The organism is Pseudomonas sp. UC 17F4 (genome assembly GCF_900101695.1).
Taxonomy (GTDB): Bacteria; Pseudomonadota; Gammaproteobacteria; order Pseudomonadales; family Pseudomonadaceae; genus Aquipseudomonas.
In genome coordinates, this window is record NZ_FNKV01000001.1 from 1,180,745 (window position 1) to 1,199,042 (window position 18,298).

Consider the following 18,298-nt stretch of genomic DNA (forward strand, 5'->3'; position numbering starts at 1 on the left):
TCGGCCAGGCGGTTCAGGCACCAGGACGCCTGCCACGACCACAGTACAGCCCGAGTGGCGTACACTGGTCGACATATAGCCTGAATATAAAGAGGGGAGGCCAGGCTGTTTGCGAACAGTTTGCAGCCTCCCTGATCGTTTCTGGATAAAGCATGAGAATTTTGATCATTGGCCCCAGCTGGGTGGGCGACATGGTAATGGCGCAGACCCTGTTCCAGTGCCTGAAGCAGCGTCACCCGGAATGTGTGATCGATGTGCTGGCGCCCGAGTGGAGCCGGCCGATCCTCGAGCGCATGCCTGAAGTGCGCCAGGCCTTGAGCTTCCCGCTCGGCCACGGCGCGCTGGAGCTTGCCACGCGCCGGCGTATCGGCAAGTCCCTGGCTGGCCAGTACGACCAGGCGATCCTGCTGCCCAACTCGCTGAAATCGGCGCTGGTGCCGTTCTTTGCCGGCATCCCCAAGCGTACCGGCTGGCGCGGCGAGCTGCGTTTCGGCCTGCTCAACGACGTGCGCAAGCTCGACAAGGCCAAGTACCCGCTGATGATCGAGCGCTTCATGGCCCTGGCCTACCCGGCCGGCGCCGAGTTGCCGCAGCCGTACCCGCGCCCGAGCCTGCAGATCGAAGCGCCGAGCCGCGACGCCGCCCTGGCCAAGTTCGGCCTGAGCCTGGATCGCCCGGTGTTGGCACTGTGCCCCGGTGCCGAGTTCGGCGAAGCCAAGCGCTGGCCGTCGGAGCATTACGCCAAGGTCGCCGAGACCAAGATCCGCGAAGGCTGGCAGGTCTGGTTGTTCGGCTCGAAGAACGACCACGCGGTCGGCGAGGCCATTCGTGCGCGGCTGATCCCGGGCCTGCGTGAAGAAGCAACCAACCTCAGCGGCGAAACCTCGCTGGCCGAGGCCATCGACCTGCTGTCGTGCAGCGATGCGGTGGTGTCCAACGATTCCGGGCTGATGCACGTGGCGGCGGCGCTGAACCGCCCGCTGGTGGCGGTCTACGGCTCTACTTCGCCGGGCTTTACCCCACCTTTGGCCGATCAGGTCGAGGTGGTGCGCCTGGGCCTGGAGTGCAGCCCATGCTTCGACCGTACCTGTCGCTTCGGCCATTACAACTGCTTGCGTCAGCTGGAACCGGAAGCCGTGGAAGCTGCGTTGCAGCGCCTGAACGGCCCGAGCCTGATCGACGTCATGGCCGAGGTCGACTAAGTGCGGGTACTGCTGATCAAGACCTCGTCCCTGGGCGATGTGATCCACGCGCTGCCGGCGCTGACCGACGCTGCCCGGGCGATCCCCGGCATCCGCTTCGACTGGGTGGTGGAAGAAGGCTTCGCCGAGATCCCCAGCTGGCACCCGGCAGTCGACACGATCATCCCGGTGGCCATCCGTCGCTGGCGCAAGAACCTCTGGCAGACCTTCAAGAGCGGCGAATGGCGCCAGTTCAAGCAGCGTCTGCGCGAGCGCAAGTACGATTTGGTGATCGACGCCCAAGGCCTGGTCAAGTCGGCCTGGCTGACCCGTTACGTCAAGGCGCCGGTGGCCGGCATGGACCGTTACTCGGCCCGTGAAGGGCTGTCCAGCCGCTTCTACGACCGGCGTTTGTCGGTCGAGCGCGGCCAGCATGCGGTAGAGCGGGTACGCCAGTTGTTTGCCCTGGCGCTGGGCTACAACCTGCCAGCAGGCCTGGGTGATTACGGCCTGGACCTGAACCGCCTGCAGTTGCCGCCGGCGGCGCCGTTCGTGGTGTTCCTGCACGGCACCACCTGGGCAACCAAGCACTGGCCGGAAGCCTACTGGCGCCAGTTGGCCGAACGCCTTGGCCAGCAAGGCCTGCAGGTACGCTTGCCGTGGGGCAACCCGGCCGAACAGGCGCGTGCCGAGCGCATCGCCCAGGGCCTGGCCAACTGTCAGGTACTGCCCAAGCTCAACCTGGTGGGTGTTGCCCGGGTGCTGGCGGCGGCCAAGGCCTGCATTGCCGTGGACACCGGCCTTGGTCACCTGGCGGCGGCGCTGGATGTGCCGACCCTGTCGCTGTTCGGGCCGACCAACCCGGGGCTGACCGGGGCCTATGGCAAGTCCCAGGTGCACATCGCCAGCGATTTTGCCTGCGCGCCGTGCCTGCAGAAAAAATGTACCTACAAGCCGAGCGCTGATGACCAGCGCCGGTTCGATCTCAAACGCGAGTGGCCGCTGTGCTTCACTCGCCTGAATCCCGAGCGTGTGGCGAGCCAATTGCGCGCGTTGCTGCTGGCTGAGGATGTTCGTTGATGCAACTGGCTTTTGTTCTGTACAAGTATTTCCCCTTCGGTGGCCTGCAGCGCGACTTCATGCGCATTGCCCTGGAGTGCCAGCGGCGCGGTCATCAGATCCGCGTCTATACGCTGATCTGGGAAGGTGACGTGCCCGAGGGCTTCGAGGTGCTGGTGGCACCGGTCAAGGCGCTGTTCAACCACCGGCGTAACGAGAAGCTCAGTGCCTGGATGCAAGCGGATCTGGCCAAGCGCCCGGTCGATCGCCTGATCGGCTTCAACAAGATGCCCGGGCTGGATGTCTACTTTGCTGCTGACGGCTGCTTCGAAGACAAGGCGCAGACCCTGCGTAATTCGCTGTATCGGCGTTGGGGCCGTTACCGGCATTTCGCTGAATACGAGCGGGCGGTGTTCGCCAAGGACGCCAAGACCGAGATCCTGATGATCTCCGAAGTCCAGCAGCCGCTGTTCATCAAACACTACGACACGCCGATCGAGCGCTTCCACCTGCTGCCACCCGGCATCAGCCAGGATCGCCGGGCGCCGGCCAATGCCGCCGAGATCCGCGCCGAGTTCCGCCGCGAATTCGACCTGAAAGACGATCAGCTGCTGCTGGTGCAGATCGGTTCGGGCTTCAAGACCAAGGGCGTCGACCGCAGCCTCAAGGCCCTGGCCGCCTTGCCGTCGGCCTTGCGCAAGCGCACGCGGCTGATGGTCATCGGCCAGGACGACCCCAAGGTGTTCCAGTTGCAAAGCGCGACCCTCGGCCTGACCGAGCAGGTGCAGTTCCTCAAGGGCCGCAGCGATATTCCGCGATTCCTGCTCGGCGCCGACCTGCTGATTCACCCGGCCTACAACGAAAACACCGGCACCGTGCTGCTTGAAGCACTGGTCGCCGGGCTGCCGGTGCTGGTCTCGGCCGTGTGCGGCTATGCCCATTACATCGCCGAGGCCGACAGCGGCCTGGTGCTCGATGAGCCGTTCGCGCAGGAGCAGCTCAATCGCTACCTGCAACGCATGCTCGAAGACGGCTCGGCCCGCGTCGACTGGGCGCGCAATGGCCTGGCATTTGCCGATACCGCCGACCTCTACAGCATGCCCGAGCATGCCGCCGACGTGATCCTGGCGCAGGAGCGCGCATGAAACTGATATTGGCTGAGCCGTTCAAGCGCCTGTGGGCCGGGCGCGATGCCTTCGAGGCCGTCGAGGCCTTGCAGGGCGAGGTGTACCGCGAGCTGGAAGGCCGCCGTACCCTGCGCACCGAGGTCGAAGGCCGTGGCTATTTCGTCAAGATTCACCGCGGCATCGGCTGGGGCGAGATCTTCAAGAACCTGTTCACCGCCAAGCTGCCGGTGCTCGGTGCCGGCCAGGAATGGCAGGCTATCCAGCGCCTGCACCAGGTGGGCGTGCCGACCATGACCGCGGTTGCCTATGGCGAACGTGGCGACAACCCGGCGACCCAGCATTCGTTTATCGTCACTGAAGAGCTGGCACCGACCGTCAGCCTTGAAGACTTCAGCATCGACTGGCTCAAGCAACCGCCGCAGCCACGCCTCAAGCGTGCGCTGATCGCTGAAGTGGCGCGCATGACCGGCATGATGCACCGCGCCGGGGTCAACCACCGCGACTGCTACATCTGCCACTTCTTGCTGCACACCGACCGGCCGGTGACGGCCGATGACTTCAAGTTGTCGGTCATCGACCTGCACCGCGCCCAGACCCGGGCGAAAATCTCTCGCCGCTGGCGTGACAAGGACCTGGCCGCGCTGTATTTCTCGGCGCTGGACATCGGCCTGACCCGGCGCGACAAGTTGCGCTTCTTGCGGGGCTACTTCCAGCAGCCGCTACGCCAGATCCTGGCCGAAGAAGCGGGGCTGCTGGCCTGGCTGGAAGGCAAGGCGCGCAAGCTCTACGAGCGTAAACAACGGTACGGAGACGCGCTCTGATGGCGGGTTGGAAACTGGAGCCTGCGTATCAGGCCCTGGCGACGGATTTTGGCAGTATCGACGCGGTATTCGCCCTCAAGGGCGAGCGCCTGACCCACGACCCGCTGAGCGAAGTGATCCGGGTCGAGCGCGACGGGGTCAACTATTACGTCAAACGCTATACCGGCGCCGGCAAAGGCTTGCGCCGCTACCTCGGGCGGCCGCGGATCAAGGCTGAATGGCAGAACCTCAAGCAGTTCGCCAAGTGGGACATTCCCACCGCCGAAGTGGTCGCCTTCGGTCATGAGCGCAATGGCCTGGCGTTCGGCCGCGGGGCGATGATCACCCGCGAGCTGCCGCGCACCGAAGACCTTTCGGCCCTGGCCGAGCGCAACGATGCGCGCCTGGCCGATCGCGCCTGGGTCGATCACATCAGCCGTCAGCTGGCCCGCCATACGCGGATCATGCATGACCATCACTTCACCCATAACGACCTGAAGTGGCGCAACCTGCTGGTGGACGACCAGGCCACGCTATTCTTCATCGACTGCCCGACCGGCGATTTCTGGTGGGGCTTCATGCTGCGTTACCGCATCACCAAAGACCTGGCGTGCCTGGACAAAGTGGCCAAGTATCACTTGTCCAACACCCAGCGCCTGCGCTTTTACCTGCAGTACCGCGGGCGCGAGCGTCTGAATGAATCGGACAAGCGCCGCATTCGTCATGTGGTGACGTTTTTCGAGGGACGCGAATGACTGATTTTCTTGCCGGTGCCGATAAGGCACTGCTTGAGCGCCATGGCCTCAACGGCTTCGACCAGCTCTGGGCCCTGCAGCTCGATGCGGTGGATGAGCCCAACACCGGCCGTGGCGGCTGGAGCAGCGTCTATCGCCTGGAACTTGAAGGCAAGGGCTACTACCTCAAGCGCCAGAGCGACTACCTGACCCGCACGTTGCACAAGCCGTTTGGCGAGCCGACCTTCGCCCGCGAGTTTCGCAATATCAGCCGCTACCAGAAGCTCGGCATTCCCGCATTGCAGGCGGTGTATTACGGCGAGCGCAAGGTTGAAGGCGAGCGCCGGGCGATCCTCATGACCCGCGCCCTGGATGAGTGGAGCGACCTCGACAGCCTGCTGGAGCAGTGGCCACAACTGGACATCGGCCAGCGCCAGGGCATCCTGCGCGCCTGCGGGCAGCTGGCGCGCACCCTGCACGCGGCCAACCAGGTGCATGGCTGCTTTTATCCCAAGCATATCTTCCTGCGCACCCGCAGCGACGGCTGGTTGGCGCAACTGATCGACCTGGAGAAAACCCGGCCGTTGCTGCTGGGCATGCGCGACCGCCTCAAAGACCTTGAGCCGCTGTTACGCCGGGCGCCGATCTGGAGTGAGGCCGAAGTGCGGGTGATGCTCTCGTCCTACCTGGACCAGCCCAGCGACAGCCCGTTGGTCGATACCTGGCTGCAGCGCCTGACGCGCCGCCGCCGTGAGAAAGAGGCTCGCTGATGCGTTTGTCTGAACTCAAGGATGCCGGGCGCAGCCCGGACCTGCCGCTGAACATCAGCCTGGCCGACGCCGCTGGCAGCGCCGAGCTGCAATTGCTCAGCCTGTTGCGGGTGTTGCCCGGCCAGCGTTACGTCGGCGCCGGAATCTGGCGCGGCAAGCCGGTTTTGGCCAAGTTGCTGGTTGGCAGCAGCGCCGCCCGGCATTTTCAACGCGAGCTGGACGGCGCACGGCTGCTGGCCGCGCAGGGCCTGACCACGCCGTTGCTGCTGGCCGATGGCTTGCGCGAAGGCGAGGGTGGCTGGCTGCTGTTCGAGTTTCTCGAAAACGCGCAAAGCCTGGCCGATGCCTGGGCGCAGGTCGAAGCCCTGCCGCCGCTGGCCGATGAACAGCACCTGGTACTTGGCGAAGCGCTGACCGCCGTGGCGCAGATGCACGCCAAGGGCCTGTGGCAGGACGACCTGCACCTGGACAACCTGCTGCGTCACGACGGCCAGCTGTATCTGATCGATGGCGCCGGGATCAAGGCCGAAACCCTCGGCCAGCCCCTGTCGCGCCAACAAGTGCTACACAACCTCGGGGTGCTGTTCGCCCAGTTGCCCAAGCGCCTGGAGCCTTTTATCGAAGAGCTGCTGGTGCATTACCTGCTGGCCAACGCCGAGCACGCCTTGCCGCTCGAAGCACTGCAAAAGCAGATCGACAAGGTGCGCAGCTGGCGCCTGAAGGACTACCTCGACAAGGCCGGGCGCGAGTGCACGCTGTTCAGCGTCGAGCGCGGCCCGTCGGGCCTGCGTTCGATCCGCCGCACTGAAGTGGCCGCCATGCTGCCAGTGCTGGAGCAGGCCGATGCGCTGATCGACCAGGGCCACCTGTACAAGACCGGCGGCGCTGCCAGTGTCGCGAAAGTCGAGGTCGATGGCCGGCCGCTGGTGCTCAAGCGCTACAACATCAAGAACACCGCCCACTGGTTCAAGCGCTTCTGGCGTCCGAGCCGGGCCTGGCATTCGTGGATCGAAGGGCATCGCCTGGAGTTTCTCGGCATTGCCACGCCCAAGCCGCTGGCGGTGCAGGAGCTGCGCTTCATGGGCTTGCGCAGCCGCGCCTACCTGGTTACCGAGTATGCCGATGGCCCGGACTTGCTGGCCTGTTTTGCGCCTTATGTCGAGTCTGGCGAGGTGCCAGAGGAGCAGTTGCAGGCCCTGCAACAGCTGCTTGGGCAACTGATCCACGAGCGCATCAGCCATGGCGACATGAAAGGCCACAACCTGTTCTGGCAGGACGGCCAATGGTCGCTGATCGACCTCGATGCCATGTGCCAGCACGCCACCCAGAGGAGCTTCGCCCAGGCCTTCGCCCGCGACCGCGCGCGGCTGTTGCGTAACTGGCCCGCTGGCAGTGCGCTGTACAAGCGGCTGGATGAGTGCCTGCCGAAGCTGGTGAGCTAATCAAGCGCTTCGCGGGTCAAGTCGAGTCGTCGCACCGCCGCTCCTACAGGACCCATGCTGTGGGAGCGGGCTTGACCCGCGATAGCTATCTCGCCAAGCCTCGCAAACTGTAAAGAGCCGGCAGCCCCAGCCCTACCCAGGCCAGTGCATCCCACCAGCCATCGCCGAGCAGGGCAGCAAACAGCCCTAGCGCGCCCAGCAGGGCAATGACTGTCGGTATGGCGAATACGCTCCAGAAACCTGACGTCTTGCGCTTCATTGCAGCGTCTCCATCTGCGCCGCAACCAGCGGCTTGCTGGCCCGCCGGCGCACCACCCAAAGGTACACGCCGCTACCCAGGACGATGATGGTCAGCACATCCAGCACTGCCCAGAGGATCTGCATTGGCCGGCCGCCGTAGTCACCAAAGTGCAGCGGCTGCGACAGGCCCATGGCGTCCATGTACCAGGGGCGGTCGCCGATGGCGGTGACTTGCAGGTTGCTCGCGTCGATCAGCACCGGCGTCAGCAGGTGCGCGGTCAGGTGGGTGCTGCCTTTCATGAACACCGCATAGTGGTGCTCGCTGGAGAAACGCGTACCGGGGAAGGCGATGAAGTCCGGCTGCATGCCCGGTGCGGCGTCGGCGGCGATATCCAGCACACGGCTGACCGGTGCCAGTTCGGTCAGCGGCGGTGCATCGCGGTAGGGCGCAACCATCGCCGTCAGGCTGTCGTTGCGCCAGGCGGCGATGACCAGGTCCGACAGCGCGCTGATCACCCCGGTGACGCCCACCACCAGCGCCCAGGTCAGGGTGACGATGCCGATCAGGTTGTGCAGGTCGAGCCAGCGCAGACGCGTGGATTTGTCGTTGCGCACCGTAGCGAACTTCAGCCGGCGCATGAACGGCGCATAGAGCACCACGCCAGAGATGATCGCCACCACGAACAACAGCCCCATGAACGCCAGCAGCAGTTTGCCGGGCAGGCCGGCAAACATGTCCACGTGCAGGCGCAGCATGGTCATCATGAAACCGCCGTTGGCCGAAGGCATTTCCACCGCTTCGCCGCTGCGTGCATCGAGCATGAAGGTGTGCGACGAGTTCGGCTCGGTACCTGCGGTAGCGGCCATGATCGCGACCACGCCGTTGCGGTCGTCTTCATCCCAGCCGAAGTATTGCATCACTTCACCGGGGCGATGGGCCTGGGCCTTGAGCACCAGTTCCTGCAAGTCGAGCCTGGGCGTGTCGGCCGGCATCTCCTTGAGCTCGGGGGCATCGCCCAGCAGGTGGTCGATCTCGTGATGAAAGATCAGCGGCAAGCCAGTGACTGCCAGCATCAGCAGGAACAGGGTGCAGATCAGGCTGGTCCAGGTATGCACGAAGGACCAGCGGCGGATGGTTCGGCTGTTCATCCGCGGCCTTAGAACTTGTAGTTGACGCTGGCAACCACGTTGCGCTCGTCACCGTAGTAGCACCAGTAACCGTCGCAGTTGGCCAGGTAGTCCTTGTTGAACAGGTTCTTGGCCTCGACGGCGACGGTCATGCCTTTGAGCGTGCTGACCTTGCGGCCCAGGTCGTAGTGCACCGAGGCGTCGTAGACGGTGTAGGAGCCGACATAGCCCAGATCGGTGTTGGTGGTGTTGCCGTAGTTGTCACCGACATAGCGCACGCCACCGCCGACGCCGAAGCCGTCGAGCAGGCCGTTGTGCCAGGTGTAGTCGGCCCACAGGGTCGCCTGGTTGCGCGGGATCAGGGCCATGCGGTTGCCTTGCTCGTTGGCCGCACCCTTGAGGATCTCGGTATCGGTGTAGCTGTAGGAACCGATCACCTTGAGGTTCTCTGTCACCTGGGTGGTGGCTTCCAGTTCCAGGCCGCGGACCTGCAACTGGCCAACCTGCTGGGTAATGTTGCCTTCGGTAACTTTCACGTTGTCCTGGCGCAAGTCATACACGGCAGCGGTGTAGAGGTTCTTGCTGCCCACCGGCTGGTACTTGATGCCGACTTCGTACTGGCGGCCTTCGGTGGGTTTGAACGAGTCAGTGGAGGCGACGGCGGCGCCGGTGGTCGGCTGGAACGACTCGGTGTAGGAGATGTACGGGGTTACGCCATTGTCGAACACGTAGCTCAGGCCGATGTTGCCGGTGAAGGCCTTGTCGCGCTCGGTGCTGGTGGCATCGTTCTGGTTGTGGAAGGTGGTGCCGGTGTGCACCCAGTCTTCACGCCCGCCCAGGGTCAGGCGCCAGTTGTCGAGGGCGATCTGGTCCTGAATGTAGAAGCCGGTCTGGCGGGTTTTCTGGCCGTAGTCGTACATGGTGAAGTACGACACCTTGGAGAAGTCCTGGCCGTACGGCGGGTTGATCACGTTGCCTGGCGGCACGCTGAAGGCCAGGCCGTAGTCCCAGCGGTAATTGGTGTTCGAGCGCTGGTGATCGAGGCCGATCAGCAGGGTGTGGCTCAGGGCGCCGGTCTGGAAGTCGGCCTGGAAGTTGTTGTCGACGGCGAACTGGCTGATGTCTTCGTTGACGATGCCGGTTTCACGCGGGACGCTGCCGTCTGCTTCGACGCTGCCGCCTGGGGTGGAGGTATCGTTGTTCATGGTCGCGACGTTGATGCCCTGGAACGACAGGTCGCTCTTGGTATAGCGCAGGTTCTGACGGAACTGCCAGACATCGTTCAGACGGTGCTCGAAGGCATAGCCCAGGGCGTAGTAGGTGCGATCGTAGAACTCCCAGTCCGGGTCACCGAGGTTCTTGTGGTGGGAGATGTCGCCAGCCGGCGAGCCCAGCTTGGTGCCCTGCAGCGGCAGGAACTGGCCGCTGATACCGGTATCGTCACGGGTGAACTGGGTGATGAAGGTCAGGCTGGTGTCTTCATCCATGTTCCAGGTCAGGCTGGGCGCGAGGTTGTAGCGCTTGTCTGGAACGTGGTCGGTCGGTGCGCCGCTGTCGCGTACCACGCCGCTGACGCGATACAGGAACTGGCCGTCGTCATCGATCTTGCCGGTGCTGTCGAAGTTGATCTGGCGGTGGTTGTTGCTGCCAACCTGGGCTTCGACCTGGTGGGCGCTTTCAGCCTGGGGGCGACGGCTGACCATGTCGAGCATGCCGCCGGGCGGGGTCTGGCCATACACCGACGAGGCCGGGCCGCGCAGCACGGCAATGCGCTCAAGGTTCCACGGCTCGACCTTCGGGTTGGCGAACGAGCCTTTGGGCAAAGGCAGGCCGTCGAGGAACTGGGTCGGGTCGAAACCGCGTACCCGCAGCCAGTCGGCGCGGGTGTCGGAGCCATAGCCGCTGCTTTGTACGCCAGCGGTGTAGCGCAGCGCGTCGTTGAGGTTGAGAACCTGGCGGTCGTCCAGTTGTTCACGGGTGATCACGCTCATCGAGCGGGGTGCTTCAACGATCGGGGTGTCGGTTTTGGTACCAGCGGCGGTGCGCGTGGCGGTAAAACCGGTGGCCGGGCCCCAGGCGCTTTCGTAGTCGCTGCGCGCGTTGACGCTGGTTTCCGGCAGCGCCAGGGTACCCTCGGGGGTGGCGATCAGGCTGTAGGTGCCGGCGCTGCTCTGCTGCAGTTGCAGGCCGGTGCCGCGCAGGGCCGCTTGCAGGGCGCCGACGCCATCGTACTGGCCGTTGACCGGCGCCGAGGTGCGGCCGCTGGCCAGGCTCGGGTCCAGGGCCAGGGCGATGCCAGCCTGGCTGGCGATCTGGTTGAGCGTGGTCGACAGCGGCGCGGCAGGCAGGTTGTAGCTGCGCAGGGTGGCCGATTGCACGGCAGCGATCAGCGGGCTGCTCGCCAGAGGTGCTGTCAGGGCAATGGCCACGGCCAGCAGACCGGGACGCAGGAAGTTCTCAAAAGCGCGGGACATACAGCGGCTCCTCGACGGAAGTAAGTGCTAACTAGCTTCCTTGCCGAGTGAGTTGGAAAAAGTGTCAGGGGTTAGTGAAAATAATTTTGATTTTTATTTCACGCTGCTCGCCGGCGTATCGCTTTTAGCCACCACCGTCACCCACCACGGCGTGCGCTGCTCGATCTGCACCGGCAAGGTCGGTAGCAACGAGGTCAGTGCCAGGTCGATATCATTGAGCGGGAAGCTGCCGGTAATGCGCAGGTCGGCCACATCCGTAGCAACCCCCAGGTGCCCGCTGCGGTAACGCCCCAGCTCCTCGACCAGATCGGCCAGGCGCACGTTGTCGACCACCAGCATGCCGCGGGTCCAGGCATCGGCTCCGGCGGCCAGGCCGTCGGCGCGGCCCAGGCGGTCGTGGTTCATCAGCACCTGCTGGCCTTCCTTGAAAATCTGCTCGTCGCCGCTGTCTTGCGGGCGCGCCGCTACTGCCGACTGCAGCACGCTCAGGCGTGTGCCCTGATCTTCGAGCTTGACCAGGAAGCGCGTTCCCAGGGCACGCAGGCGACCGTCTTCGGTGGTGACTACAAACGGACGATCGTCCTTGTGGCCGGTCTCGATGGAGATTTCGCCTTCGTGCAGGACGATCAGGCGCTGTTTCTCGTCGAAGCGGATATCCACCGCCGAATGGGTGTTGAGGCTGATCAGGGTGCCGTCGGTGAGGCGCAAGGTACGCTGCTCGCCGGTGCCGGTGCGCTGGTCGGCCAACCAATAGCCCAGCGATTGATGGGCACTGACCCAGCTCAGCAGGCCGACCACCAGCACCAGGCTGGCCAGGCCGCTGCCCAGCTTGCGCACCCGCTGGCGCAGGCCGGCGCGTGATTGCAGCAGGGCCTGGCGCGCAGGGCCGGCAGCGGCGCTGAAGCGCTGGTCGAGCATGCCCAGTTGCAGCCAGGCACGGGCGTGCTCTTCGCTGGCGGCGTGCCAGCGGGCGAACTCGGCGCGCTCATCGGCGCTGCCGCTGCCGCTGCCCGAGTCCAGGCACAGCTGCCAGGCGATCGCGGCATCCAGTACCCGCGCCGAAACCGGCTTGCTGTTCATGTCGGCTCACCGTACAGCGCCACGTAGCACTGGCGCATGCCCTGGGCCAGGTACTGGCGCACCCGCGACACGGAAACCCCCAGACGCTCGGCGATCTCGCCATGGCCCAGGCCGTCCAGGCGGTTGTACAGGAACGCCGCCCGGGCTTTGCTCGACAGCTTGCCGAGCAGGCGGTCGATGGCCTTGAGGTCTTCGAGGATCAGGTGCTGTTCTTCCGCAGAGGGCTGTTCGGCTTCGGGGATGAGCATCAGTTCGGCCAGGTACGCCTGTTCCAGTGCCGCGCGGCGAAAGTGGTCGAACAGCAGGCCCTTGGCAATGGCCAGGAGGAACGCCCGGGGTTCGCGTGGCGCCGGCAATTGCTCGCGCCCGAGCAGGCGCACGAAGGTGTCCTGGCTCAGGTCTTCGGCGCGCTCGGCGCAGGCGATGTTGCGCCGCAGCCAGGCGAGCAGCCAACTGCGATGGTCGCGGTAAAGCGTACCGACCAGCTCAGTGTGTGGGCTTTGCACAGACGACAAGGCGTTCCCCGAAAAGATGCGTTAACTAACGAGAATTATTCGCGATTGTCGCAGAAGCTCCCCATTAGACGCAATTCACGCTCATCGGATGATGCTTAAAAGCCATGACTTTGTTGCCGCCGCCTGCGCAGGCGGTGCAACTGCTGGTCGAGCAAGGCCGGGCTGTCCAGCTGCTGGCGGCGGGCCTGGCTGAACAGAATCAGCGCCAGCTCGGCGGTGACCATGGCATCGGCGCTGGCGTTGTGCCGTTCGGCGGCCTCAAGGCCAAAGTAGGCGGTCCAGTCATCCAGCCCGGCTTCACGCAGGGTGATCTGCGGGTTGAGCAGCGGTGCCAGCTCGGCGACATCGAAGAACGGATGCTGCAGGCGATAGCCCAGGTGGTCCTTCAGCGCTCGGCTAAGCATGCGTTGATCGAACGGTGCATGAAACGCCAGCAGCGGGCTGTCGCCGATAAAGTCCATCAGCTCCAGCAGCGCCTGGGCTGGATCACTGCCAGCGGCGATGGCGCTGGGGCCCAGGCCGTGGATCAGCACACTGGAGGTGAGCTTGTGGTCCCGCTGGTGCAGGGTGCGTTCGAACTGCTGGCTGAAGTCGATGGCACCGTCTTCGATCACCACCGCGCCAATCGACAGCACCTGGTCGCGGTTGAGGTTCAGGCCGCTGGTTTCCAGGTCGAGCACCACCCAGCGCTGCTGGCGCAGGCTGTGTTCGGCCAGCGGCGCGGGGGCTGTCAGTTGCTCCACGCGCTGGCGCAGGTGCTCGTCGAGCCGCGGTTGGCTGGGGCGCAGCCAGGCAAACAGGCTCATAGCTGGTACCGCAGGGCCAGGCTGCTTTGCAGGCGCTGGGCCTGGCGCAGCGACTCGCGCAGGATGCGCCGGTCCAGGTGGTTGAGGCTGTCGGGGTCGACCCGGTTGGAGTAGGGCAGGTTCTGCCGGCTTTGCAATTGATGTTGCTGCATGCGGGTTTGCTGAATGAAGTGGTAGGCCTCTTCATAGGCGGCGCCGTCGAGCGGGTCGATCACTTGCCTGGCCACCAGTTGGCGCAGGCGCTCCAGGGTGTTGTTGGCGCCGATGCCGTTGGCCAGGGCCAGTAACCGTGCGCCATCGACGAACGGCGTCAGGCCCTGGACCTTGAGGTCGAGAGTGGCGGCCTTGTCGTTACCCTGGCGGGTCAGCACGAACTCCCGGAAACGTCCCACCGGCGGGCGCTGGCGCAGGGCATTATCGGCCATCATGCGCTGGAACAGGCGGTTGTCGGCTACCTGCTCGAGGATGCTCTGGCGCAGTTGCTCACAGGCCTGTTCGTCGCCCCAGACCACCCGCAGGTCGAAGTAAATGCTCGACGCCAGCAGGTTTTGGGGCGTGGCTTCGCGAATGAAAGCGGCAAAGCGCCGTGCCCATTCGGCGCGGGACAGGCACAGCTCGGGGTTGCCGGCCATGATGTTGCCCTTGCACAGGTTGAAGCCGCATTGCGCCAGGCCCTGATTGATGTGCTGGGCCAGCGGCAACAGGCGCCCGCGTAGTTCGGCGGCATGGGCGGCATCGCGGGCTTCGAAGAGGATGCCGTTGTCCTGATCGGTGTGCAGGGTCTGTTCGCGGCGGCCTTCGCTGCCGAAGCACAGCCAGCTGAAGGGCACGCCCGGGTCGCCCTTGTCTTCGATGGCCAGCTCGATCACCCGGCACACGGTGTGGTCGTTGAGCAGGGTGATGATCTGGGTGATCTGCGTCGAAGACGCGCCATGGGCGAGCATGCGTTCAACCAGCTGGCTGATTTCGCCGCGTAGCGATACCAGGTTTTCGACCCGGCTGGCGTGGCGGATGGTGCGCGCCAGGTGCACCAGGTCGACCCGTTGCAGGGAGAACAGGTCCCGCTCGGACACCACGCCGCACAAGCGCCGTTCTTCGACTAGGCAGACGTGGGCGATATGCCGCTCGGTCATGGCGATGGCGGCGTCGAAGGCGCTGGCTTGCGGGCTCAGGTAGAACGGCGCGGCGGTCATGTGCCGGCTGATTGGCTGAGCGAAGTCGGCGCTGGCATCGGCCACCACCTGGCGCAGGTCGCGCAGGGTGAAGATGCCGATGGGAAAGCGCTGCTCGTCGACGATGACAATGCTGCCGACCTGTTGCTCGTGCATCAGCCGCACCGCTTCACGCAACGGCGTGGCCGGGTCGCAGACTACCGGGTGACGCATGGCCAGCTCGCCCAGGCGGGTGTTCAGTGAATACTGGTTGCCGAGGGTTTCCACCGCGCGGCGCTGGACCTGCTGGTTGACCTGGTCGAGCAGGCTGCTGACCCCGCGCAGGGCGAAGTCGCGGAAGGCTTCGGACAGGGTGAACAGGCGGATGAACGCGGCCTTGTTCAATTGCAGGCAAAAGGTATCTTCGCCGGCCAGGTGTTCGGTACGGGTCGCCCGTTCGCCGAGCAGGGCGGCGAGCGGGAAGCACTCGCCGCTGGTGATCTCGAAGGTGGTTTCGGTGCCCGGGCGGCTTACGTGCTGACGCTCACCGACCACCCGGCCCTGCTTGACGATGTAGAAGTGCTCGACCGGGCCGTCGCTGGGCTTGATGATGCTGTCATTGGCCGCATAGAAGCGCAGTTGGCACTGTTCGACGAGAAACGCCAGGTGGGCGTTCTCCATCTGATTGAAGGGTGGAAAGCGTTGCAGAAACTGCATGGTCCCCTGGATGTTCTGCATGACTGCAGTCTTTCCTGCCTGGGCGAAGGCGTCCTTTTTGCTCATGAGCATTACCGCGTCTTTGTGTCGAGCTGTGACCATCGACCTTGTTGTTTTCGTTGTTCATGGTCGGCCGCGGGCTGCTCAGTGCCCATTGGACGTAAGTCTATAAACTGCGTCAGGCTGTTGAAGCGTTGCGTCATGTGTCAATTTGCCGACGAAAGGCAGTTTGCAAGTAATCTCAATGCGGTCTGAACTTGATTCACAGGACATTTTGCAGGTCATTGATGATGAGACAGCCATGTCCGACCACGAAGACATACTGAGCGAAGCCGAGCGCAAAGCCCTGGCATCGGTGATTGCGCCTGAGGCTGCGCCGCCCAAGGTTTTGATCGTCGACGACAACCGTGTGGCCCGCGATGCCCTGGCCAGGTACCTGAGTTCAAAACGCATCAAATGCCTGACCGCCAACAGCGGCAAGCAGGCGCTGGAGTGCCTGGCCAAGGAGCGCGGTATCGGTCTGGTGATTACCGACCTGCGCATGGGCTCGTTCGGTGGGCTTGAGTTGATACGTCAGATTCGCGAATCGGAGCGCGCGGCGATGCCGATCATCATCGTCTCAGGGGCTGCGGATGTGAAAGACGCCATCGAGGCGATGCACTTGAGCGTCGTCGACTTTCTGCTCAAGCCGATCGATCTGGACAAGCTGGTGGGGTTGGTGCGCAGGGAACTGGGGATAGGCTGAAGCCATCACGGGTCAAGTCGGATCGGCGCACCGCCGCTCCGACTTGACCCGCGATGAAGACAACGCGATTACAGGCCGTTCCGGGCCTTGAACTCGCGACGACGACGATGCAGCACCGGCTCGGTGTAACCATTCGGTTGCTTGCTGCCTTCGACGACCAGCTCGACCGCCGCCTGGAAGGCGATGTTGTTGTCGAAGTCCGGAGCCAGCGGGCGGTACAGCGGGTCGTTGGCGTTCTGCTTGTCGACCACCGGCGCCATGCGCTTGAGGCTCTCCAGAACCTGCGCTTCGCTGACCACGCCGTGACGCAGCCAGTTGGCCAGCAACTGTGCGGAAATCCGCAGGGTGGCGCGGTCTTCCATCAGGCCGACATCGTTGATGTCCGGCACCTTCGAACAACCGACACCCTGGTCGATCCAGCGCACCACGTAACCGAGGATGCCCTGAGCGTTGTTGTCCAGTTCGTTGCGCTTTTCTTCGTCCGACCAGTTGGTATCGGTCGCCAGCGGGATGGTCAGGATGTCATCGACCGAAGCCGGTGTACGCTTGGCCAGTTCCGCCTGACGGGCGAACACATCAACCTTGTGGTAGTGCAGGGCGTGCAGGGCCGCAGCAGTCGGCGACGGTACCCAGGCGGTGTTGGCACCGGCCAGCGGGTGGGCGATCTTCTGCTCGAGCATGTCGGCCATCAGGTCCGGCATGGCCCACATGCCTTTACCGATCTGGGCGCGGCCTTGCAGGCCGGTGGCCAGGCCGATATCGACGTTGGAGTTTTCGTAGGCGCCGATCCACTTCTGGGTCTTCATGGCGCCTTTGCGCACCACGGCGCCGGCTTCCATGGAGGTGTGGATTTCGTCACCGGTACGGTCGAGGAAGCCGGTGTTGATGAACACCACGCGCTCGCTGGCCGCCTGGATACAGGCCTTGAGGTTGACCGTGGTGCGGCGCTCCTCGTCCATGATCCCGACTTTCAGGGTGTTGCGCTTGAGGCCCAGGGCATCTTCGATGCGGCCGAACAGCTCGTTGGTGAACGCAGCTTCTTCCGGGCCATGCATCTTCGGTTTGACGATGTACATGGAGCCGGTGCGGCTGTTCTTGCGGCTGGTGTTGCCATTGAGGTTGTGCATCGAGGCGAGGCTGGTAACCAGGCCATCGAGGATGCCTTCCGGCACTTCGTTGCCGTCCTTGTCGAGGATGGCGTCGATGGTCATCAGGTGCCCGACGTTACGCACGAACAGCAGCGAACGGCCGTGCAGGCTGACCGAACCACCGTTAGGCGCGGTGTATTCGCGGTCCGGGTTCATGGTCCGGGTGAAGGTCTGGCCAGCTTTGCTGACGCTTTCGGCCAGGTCGCCTTTCATCAGGCCCAGCCAGTTGCGGTAGATCACCACTTTATCGTCGGCATCGACGGCGGCAACCGAGTCTTCGCAGTCCATGATGGTGGTCAGGGCGGCTTCCATCAGCACGTCCTTGACCCCGGCGGCGTCGGTCTGGCCGACCGGGGTGCTGGCGTCGATCTGGATTTCGAAGTGCAGGCCGTTGTGCTTGAGCAGGATCGCAGTCGGCGCCGAAGCGTCGCCCTGATAGCCGATCAGCTGGGCATCGTCGCGCAGGCCGCTGTTGCTGCCACCCTTGAGGGCGACCACCAGCTTGCCGCCTTCAATGCGGTAGGCAGTGGAGTCGACATGGGAGCCGGCAGCCAGTGGCGCCGATTCGTCGAGGAAGGCGCGGGCGAAGGCAATCACCTTGTCGCCGCGAACCTTGTTGTAGCCTTTGCCTTTTTCTGCGCCGCCGGCTTCGCTGATGGCATCAGTGCCATACAGCGCGTCGTACAGCGAACCCCAACGGGCGTTGGAGGCGTTCAGGGCAAAGCGGGCATTCATGACCGGCACGACCAGCTGAGGGCCGGCCATGCGGGCGATTTCGTCGTCGACGTTCTGGGTCGAGGCCTGGAAGTCTGCAGCTTCTGGCAGCAGGTAACCGATGTCCTGAAGGAAGGCCTTGTAAGCCACGGCATCGTGAGCCTGGCCTTTGCGCGCCTGGTGCCAGGCGTCAATCTGCGCCTGCAGTGCGTCACGTTTGGCCAGCAGTGCTTTGTTCTTTGGAGCGAGGTCGTTGATGATCTTTTCCGCACCCACCCAGAATTGTTCGGCGTTGACGCCGGTTCCGGGAATGGCTTCGTTGTTCACGAAGTCGAACAGGACTTTGGCGACCTGAAGGCCACCGACTTGAACGTGTTCAGTCATTGCTTGCCTCACTCTGCTCAGCTATTCAGCTCTTCTATTTAAGCCTTGCGCGCTTCTCTAAACACGGCACCAGAACATGCCCT

General features: G+C 64.1%; 16 protein-coding genes. 8 read left to right on the forward strand and 8 right to left on the reverse strand.

Annotated elements, in window-relative coordinates:
* The first annotated feature begins 152 nt into the window (after nucleotides 1-152).
* Genes waaF through BLR26_RS05395 form a run of 7 tightly spaced genes read left to right on the forward strand, consistent with a single transcriptional unit; the run spans nucleotide 153 to nucleotide 7,113 of the window.
* Nucleotides 153-1,202 carry a lipopolysaccharide heptosyltransferase II gene (gene waaF, locus BLR26_RS05365; RefSeq protein ID WP_045199166.1) on the forward strand — a complete coding sequence of 350 codons (1,050 nt, stop codon included), beginning with the start codon at nucleotides 153-155 and terminating at the stop codon, nucleotides 1,200-1,202.
* Entirely contained in the window at nucleotides 1,203-2,261 is a 1,059-nt protein-coding gene (gene waaC / locus BLR26_RS05370; RefSeq protein ID WP_093378805.1) for a lipopolysaccharide heptosyltransferase I, read from the forward strand.
* Entirely contained in the window at nucleotides 2,261-3,385 is a 1,125-nt protein-coding gene (locus BLR26_RS05375) for a glycosyltransferase family 4 protein (protein WP_093378810.1), read from the forward strand. Before waaC ends, BLR26_RS05375 begins: the two co-directional genes overlap by 1 nt.
* Entirely contained in the window at nucleotides 3,382-4,188 is an 807-nt protein-coding gene (gene rfaP / locus BLR26_RS05380; protein WP_045199171.1) for a lipopolysaccharide core heptose(I) kinase RfaP, read from the forward strand. The genes BLR26_RS05375 and rfaP overlap by 4 nt, the downstream gene beginning before the upstream one ends.
* Complete coding sequence (locus tag BLR26_RS05385) at nucleotides 4,188-4,922, forward strand: lipopolysaccharide kinase InaA family protein (protein ID WP_045199173.1); 735 nt, start codon at nucleotides 4,188-4,190, stop codon at nucleotides 4,920-4,922. The genes rfaP and BLR26_RS05385 overlap by 1 nt, the downstream gene beginning before the upstream one ends.
* The gene (locus BLR26_RS05390; protein ID WP_093378815.1) at nucleotides 4,919-5,671 is read left to right on the forward strand and encodes a lipopolysaccharide kinase InaA family protein; all 753 of its coding nucleotides are present in this window, start codon (nucleotides 4,919-4,921) and stop codon (nucleotides 5,669-5,671) included. Before BLR26_RS05385 ends, BLR26_RS05390 begins: the two co-directional genes overlap by 4 nt.
* On the forward strand, nucleotides 5,671-7,113 hold the full coding sequence (locus tag BLR26_RS05395; RefSeq protein WP_093378820.1) for a lipopolysaccharide kinase InaA family protein: 1,443 nt from the start codon (nucleotides 5,671-5,673) through the stop codon (nucleotides 7,111-7,113). The genes BLR26_RS05390 and BLR26_RS05395 overlap by 1 nt, the downstream gene beginning before the upstream one ends.
* An 85-nt stretch (nucleotides 7,114-7,198) precedes the next feature.
* Here BLR26_RS05395 and BLR26_RS27270 read toward each other — a convergent pair whose 3' ends face one another.
* From BLR26_RS27270 to BLR26_RS05425, 7 genes are all read right to left on the reverse strand, one after another.
* Nucleotides 7,199-7,372, reverse strand: coding sequence for a hypothetical protein (locus BLR26_RS27270; RefSeq protein WP_176794207.1), 174 nt, complete (start codon nucleotides 7,370-7,372; stop codon nucleotides 7,199-7,201).
* Nucleotides 7,369-8,502 (reverse strand): PepSY-associated TM helix domain-containing protein, encoded by a 1,134-nt coding sequence (locus tag BLR26_RS05400; RefSeq protein ID WP_045199179.1) that lies wholly within the window; start codon nucleotides 8,500-8,502, stop codon nucleotides 7,369-7,371. The genes BLR26_RS27270 and BLR26_RS05400 overlap by 4 nt, the downstream gene beginning before the upstream one ends.
* Nucleotides 8,503-8,510: 8 nt before the next feature.
* Nucleotides 8,511-10,955: a TonB-dependent siderophore receptor gene (locus BLR26_RS05405; RefSeq protein WP_093378825.1), complete on the reverse strand. Its 2,445-nt coding sequence runs from the start codon at nucleotides 10,953-10,955 to the stop codon at nucleotides 8,511-8,513.
* A gap of 93 nt (nucleotides 10,956-11,048) precedes the next feature.
* Complete coding sequence (locus BLR26_RS05410; RefSeq protein WP_093378830.1) at nucleotides 11,049-12,035, reverse strand: FecR family protein; 987 nt, start codon at nucleotides 12,033-12,035, stop codon at nucleotides 11,049-11,051.
* A complete protein-coding gene (locus BLR26_RS05415; RefSeq protein ID WP_093378835.1) occupies nucleotides 12,032-12,550 on the reverse strand; it encodes an RNA polymerase sigma factor in 519 nt (172 codons plus the stop codon). Before BLR26_RS05415 ends, BLR26_RS05410 begins: the two co-directional genes overlap by 4 nt.
* A 95-nt stretch (nucleotides 12,551-12,645) precedes the next feature.
* Nucleotides 12,646-13,356 carry a 3'-5' exonuclease gene (locus BLR26_RS05420; RefSeq protein WP_093378840.1) on the reverse strand — a complete coding sequence of 237 codons (711 nt, stop codon included), beginning with the start codon at nucleotides 13,354-13,356 and terminating at the stop codon, nucleotides 12,646-12,648.
* Nucleotides 13,353-15,290 (reverse strand): DUF294 nucleotidyltransferase-like domain-containing protein, encoded by a 1,938-nt coding sequence (locus BLR26_RS05425; protein WP_093387254.1) that lies wholly within the window; start codon nucleotides 15,288-15,290, stop codon nucleotides 13,353-13,355. Before BLR26_RS05425 ends, BLR26_RS05420 begins: the two co-directional genes overlap by 4 nt.
* A 235-nt stretch (nucleotides 15,291-15,525) precedes the next feature.
* On the opposite strand from BLR26_RS05425, the gene BLR26_RS05430 reads away from it, so the two are divergent.
* The gene (locus BLR26_RS05430; RefSeq protein WP_093378845.1) at nucleotides 15,526-15,969 is read left to right on the forward strand and encodes a response regulator; all 444 of its coding nucleotides are present in this window, start codon (nucleotides 15,526-15,528) and stop codon (nucleotides 15,967-15,969) included.
* A 68-nt stretch (nucleotides 15,970-16,037) separates the two neighbouring features.
* Here BLR26_RS05430 and BLR26_RS05435 read toward each other — a convergent pair whose 3' ends face one another.
* Complete coding sequence (locus BLR26_RS05435) at nucleotides 16,038-18,215, reverse strand: malate synthase G (RefSeq protein WP_093378849.1); 2,178 nt, start codon at nucleotides 18,213-18,215, stop codon at nucleotides 16,038-16,040.
* Nucleotides 18,216-18,298: the final 83 nt, after the last annotated feature.

Excerpts from the sequence above, each read along its gene's own strand:
- BLR26_RS05420 (WP_093378840.1), bottom strand. The coding sequence starts at position 13,356 with ATGAGCCTGTTTGCCTGGCTGCGCCCCAGCCAACCGCGGCTCGACGAG.
- rfaP (WP_045199171.1), top strand. The coding sequence starts at position 3,382 with ATGAAACTGATATTGGCTGAGCCGTTCAAGCGCCTGTGGGCCGGGCGC.
- BLR26_RS05395 (WP_093378820.1), top strand. The coding sequence starts at position 5,671 with ATGCGTTTGTCTGAACTCAAGGATGCCGGGCGCAGCCCGGACCTGCCG.
- BLR26_RS05405 (WP_093378825.1), bottom strand. The coding sequence starts at position 10,955 with ATGTCCCGCGCTTTTGAGAACTTCCTGCGTCCCGGTCTGCTGGCCGTG.
- BLR26_RS05390 (WP_093378815.1), top strand. The coding sequence starts at position 4,919 with ATGACTGATTTTCTTGCCGGTGCCGATAAGGCACTGCTTGAGCGCCAT.
- BLR26_RS05435 (WP_093378849.1), bottom strand. The coding sequence starts at position 18,215 with ATGACTGAACACGTTCAAGTCGGTGGCCTTCAGGTCGCCAAAGTCCTG.
- BLR26_RS27270 (WP_176794207.1), bottom strand. The coding sequence starts at position 7,372 with ATGAAGCGCAAGACGTCAGGTTTCTGGAGCGTATTCGCCATACCGACA.
- BLR26_RS05430 (WP_093378845.1), top strand. The coding sequence starts at position 15,526 with ATGTCCGACCACGAAGACATACTGAGCGAAGCCGAGCGCAAAGCCCTG.
- BLR26_RS05425 (WP_093387254.1), bottom strand. The coding sequence starts at position 15,290 with ATGAGCAAAAAGGACGCCTTCGCCCAGGCAGGAAAGACTGCAGTCATG.
- BLR26_RS05385 (WP_045199173.1), top strand. The coding sequence starts at position 4,188 with ATGGCGGGTTGGAAACTGGAGCCTGCGTATCAGGCCCTGGCGACGGAT.
- BLR26_RS05375 (WP_093378810.1), top strand. The coding sequence starts at position 2,261 with ATGCAACTGGCTTTTGTTCTGTACAAGTATTTCCCCTTCGGTGGCCTG.
- waaF (WP_045199166.1), top strand. The coding sequence starts at position 153 with ATGAGAATTTTGATCATTGGCCCCAGCTGGGTGGGCGACATGGTAATG.
- BLR26_RS05410 (WP_093378830.1), bottom strand. The coding sequence starts at position 12,035 with ATGAACAGCAAGCCGGTTTCGGCGCGGGTACTGGATGCCGCGATCGCC.
- BLR26_RS05400 (WP_045199179.1), bottom strand. The coding sequence starts at position 8,502 with ATGAACAGCCGAACCATCCGCCGCTGGTCCTTCGTGCATACCTGGACC.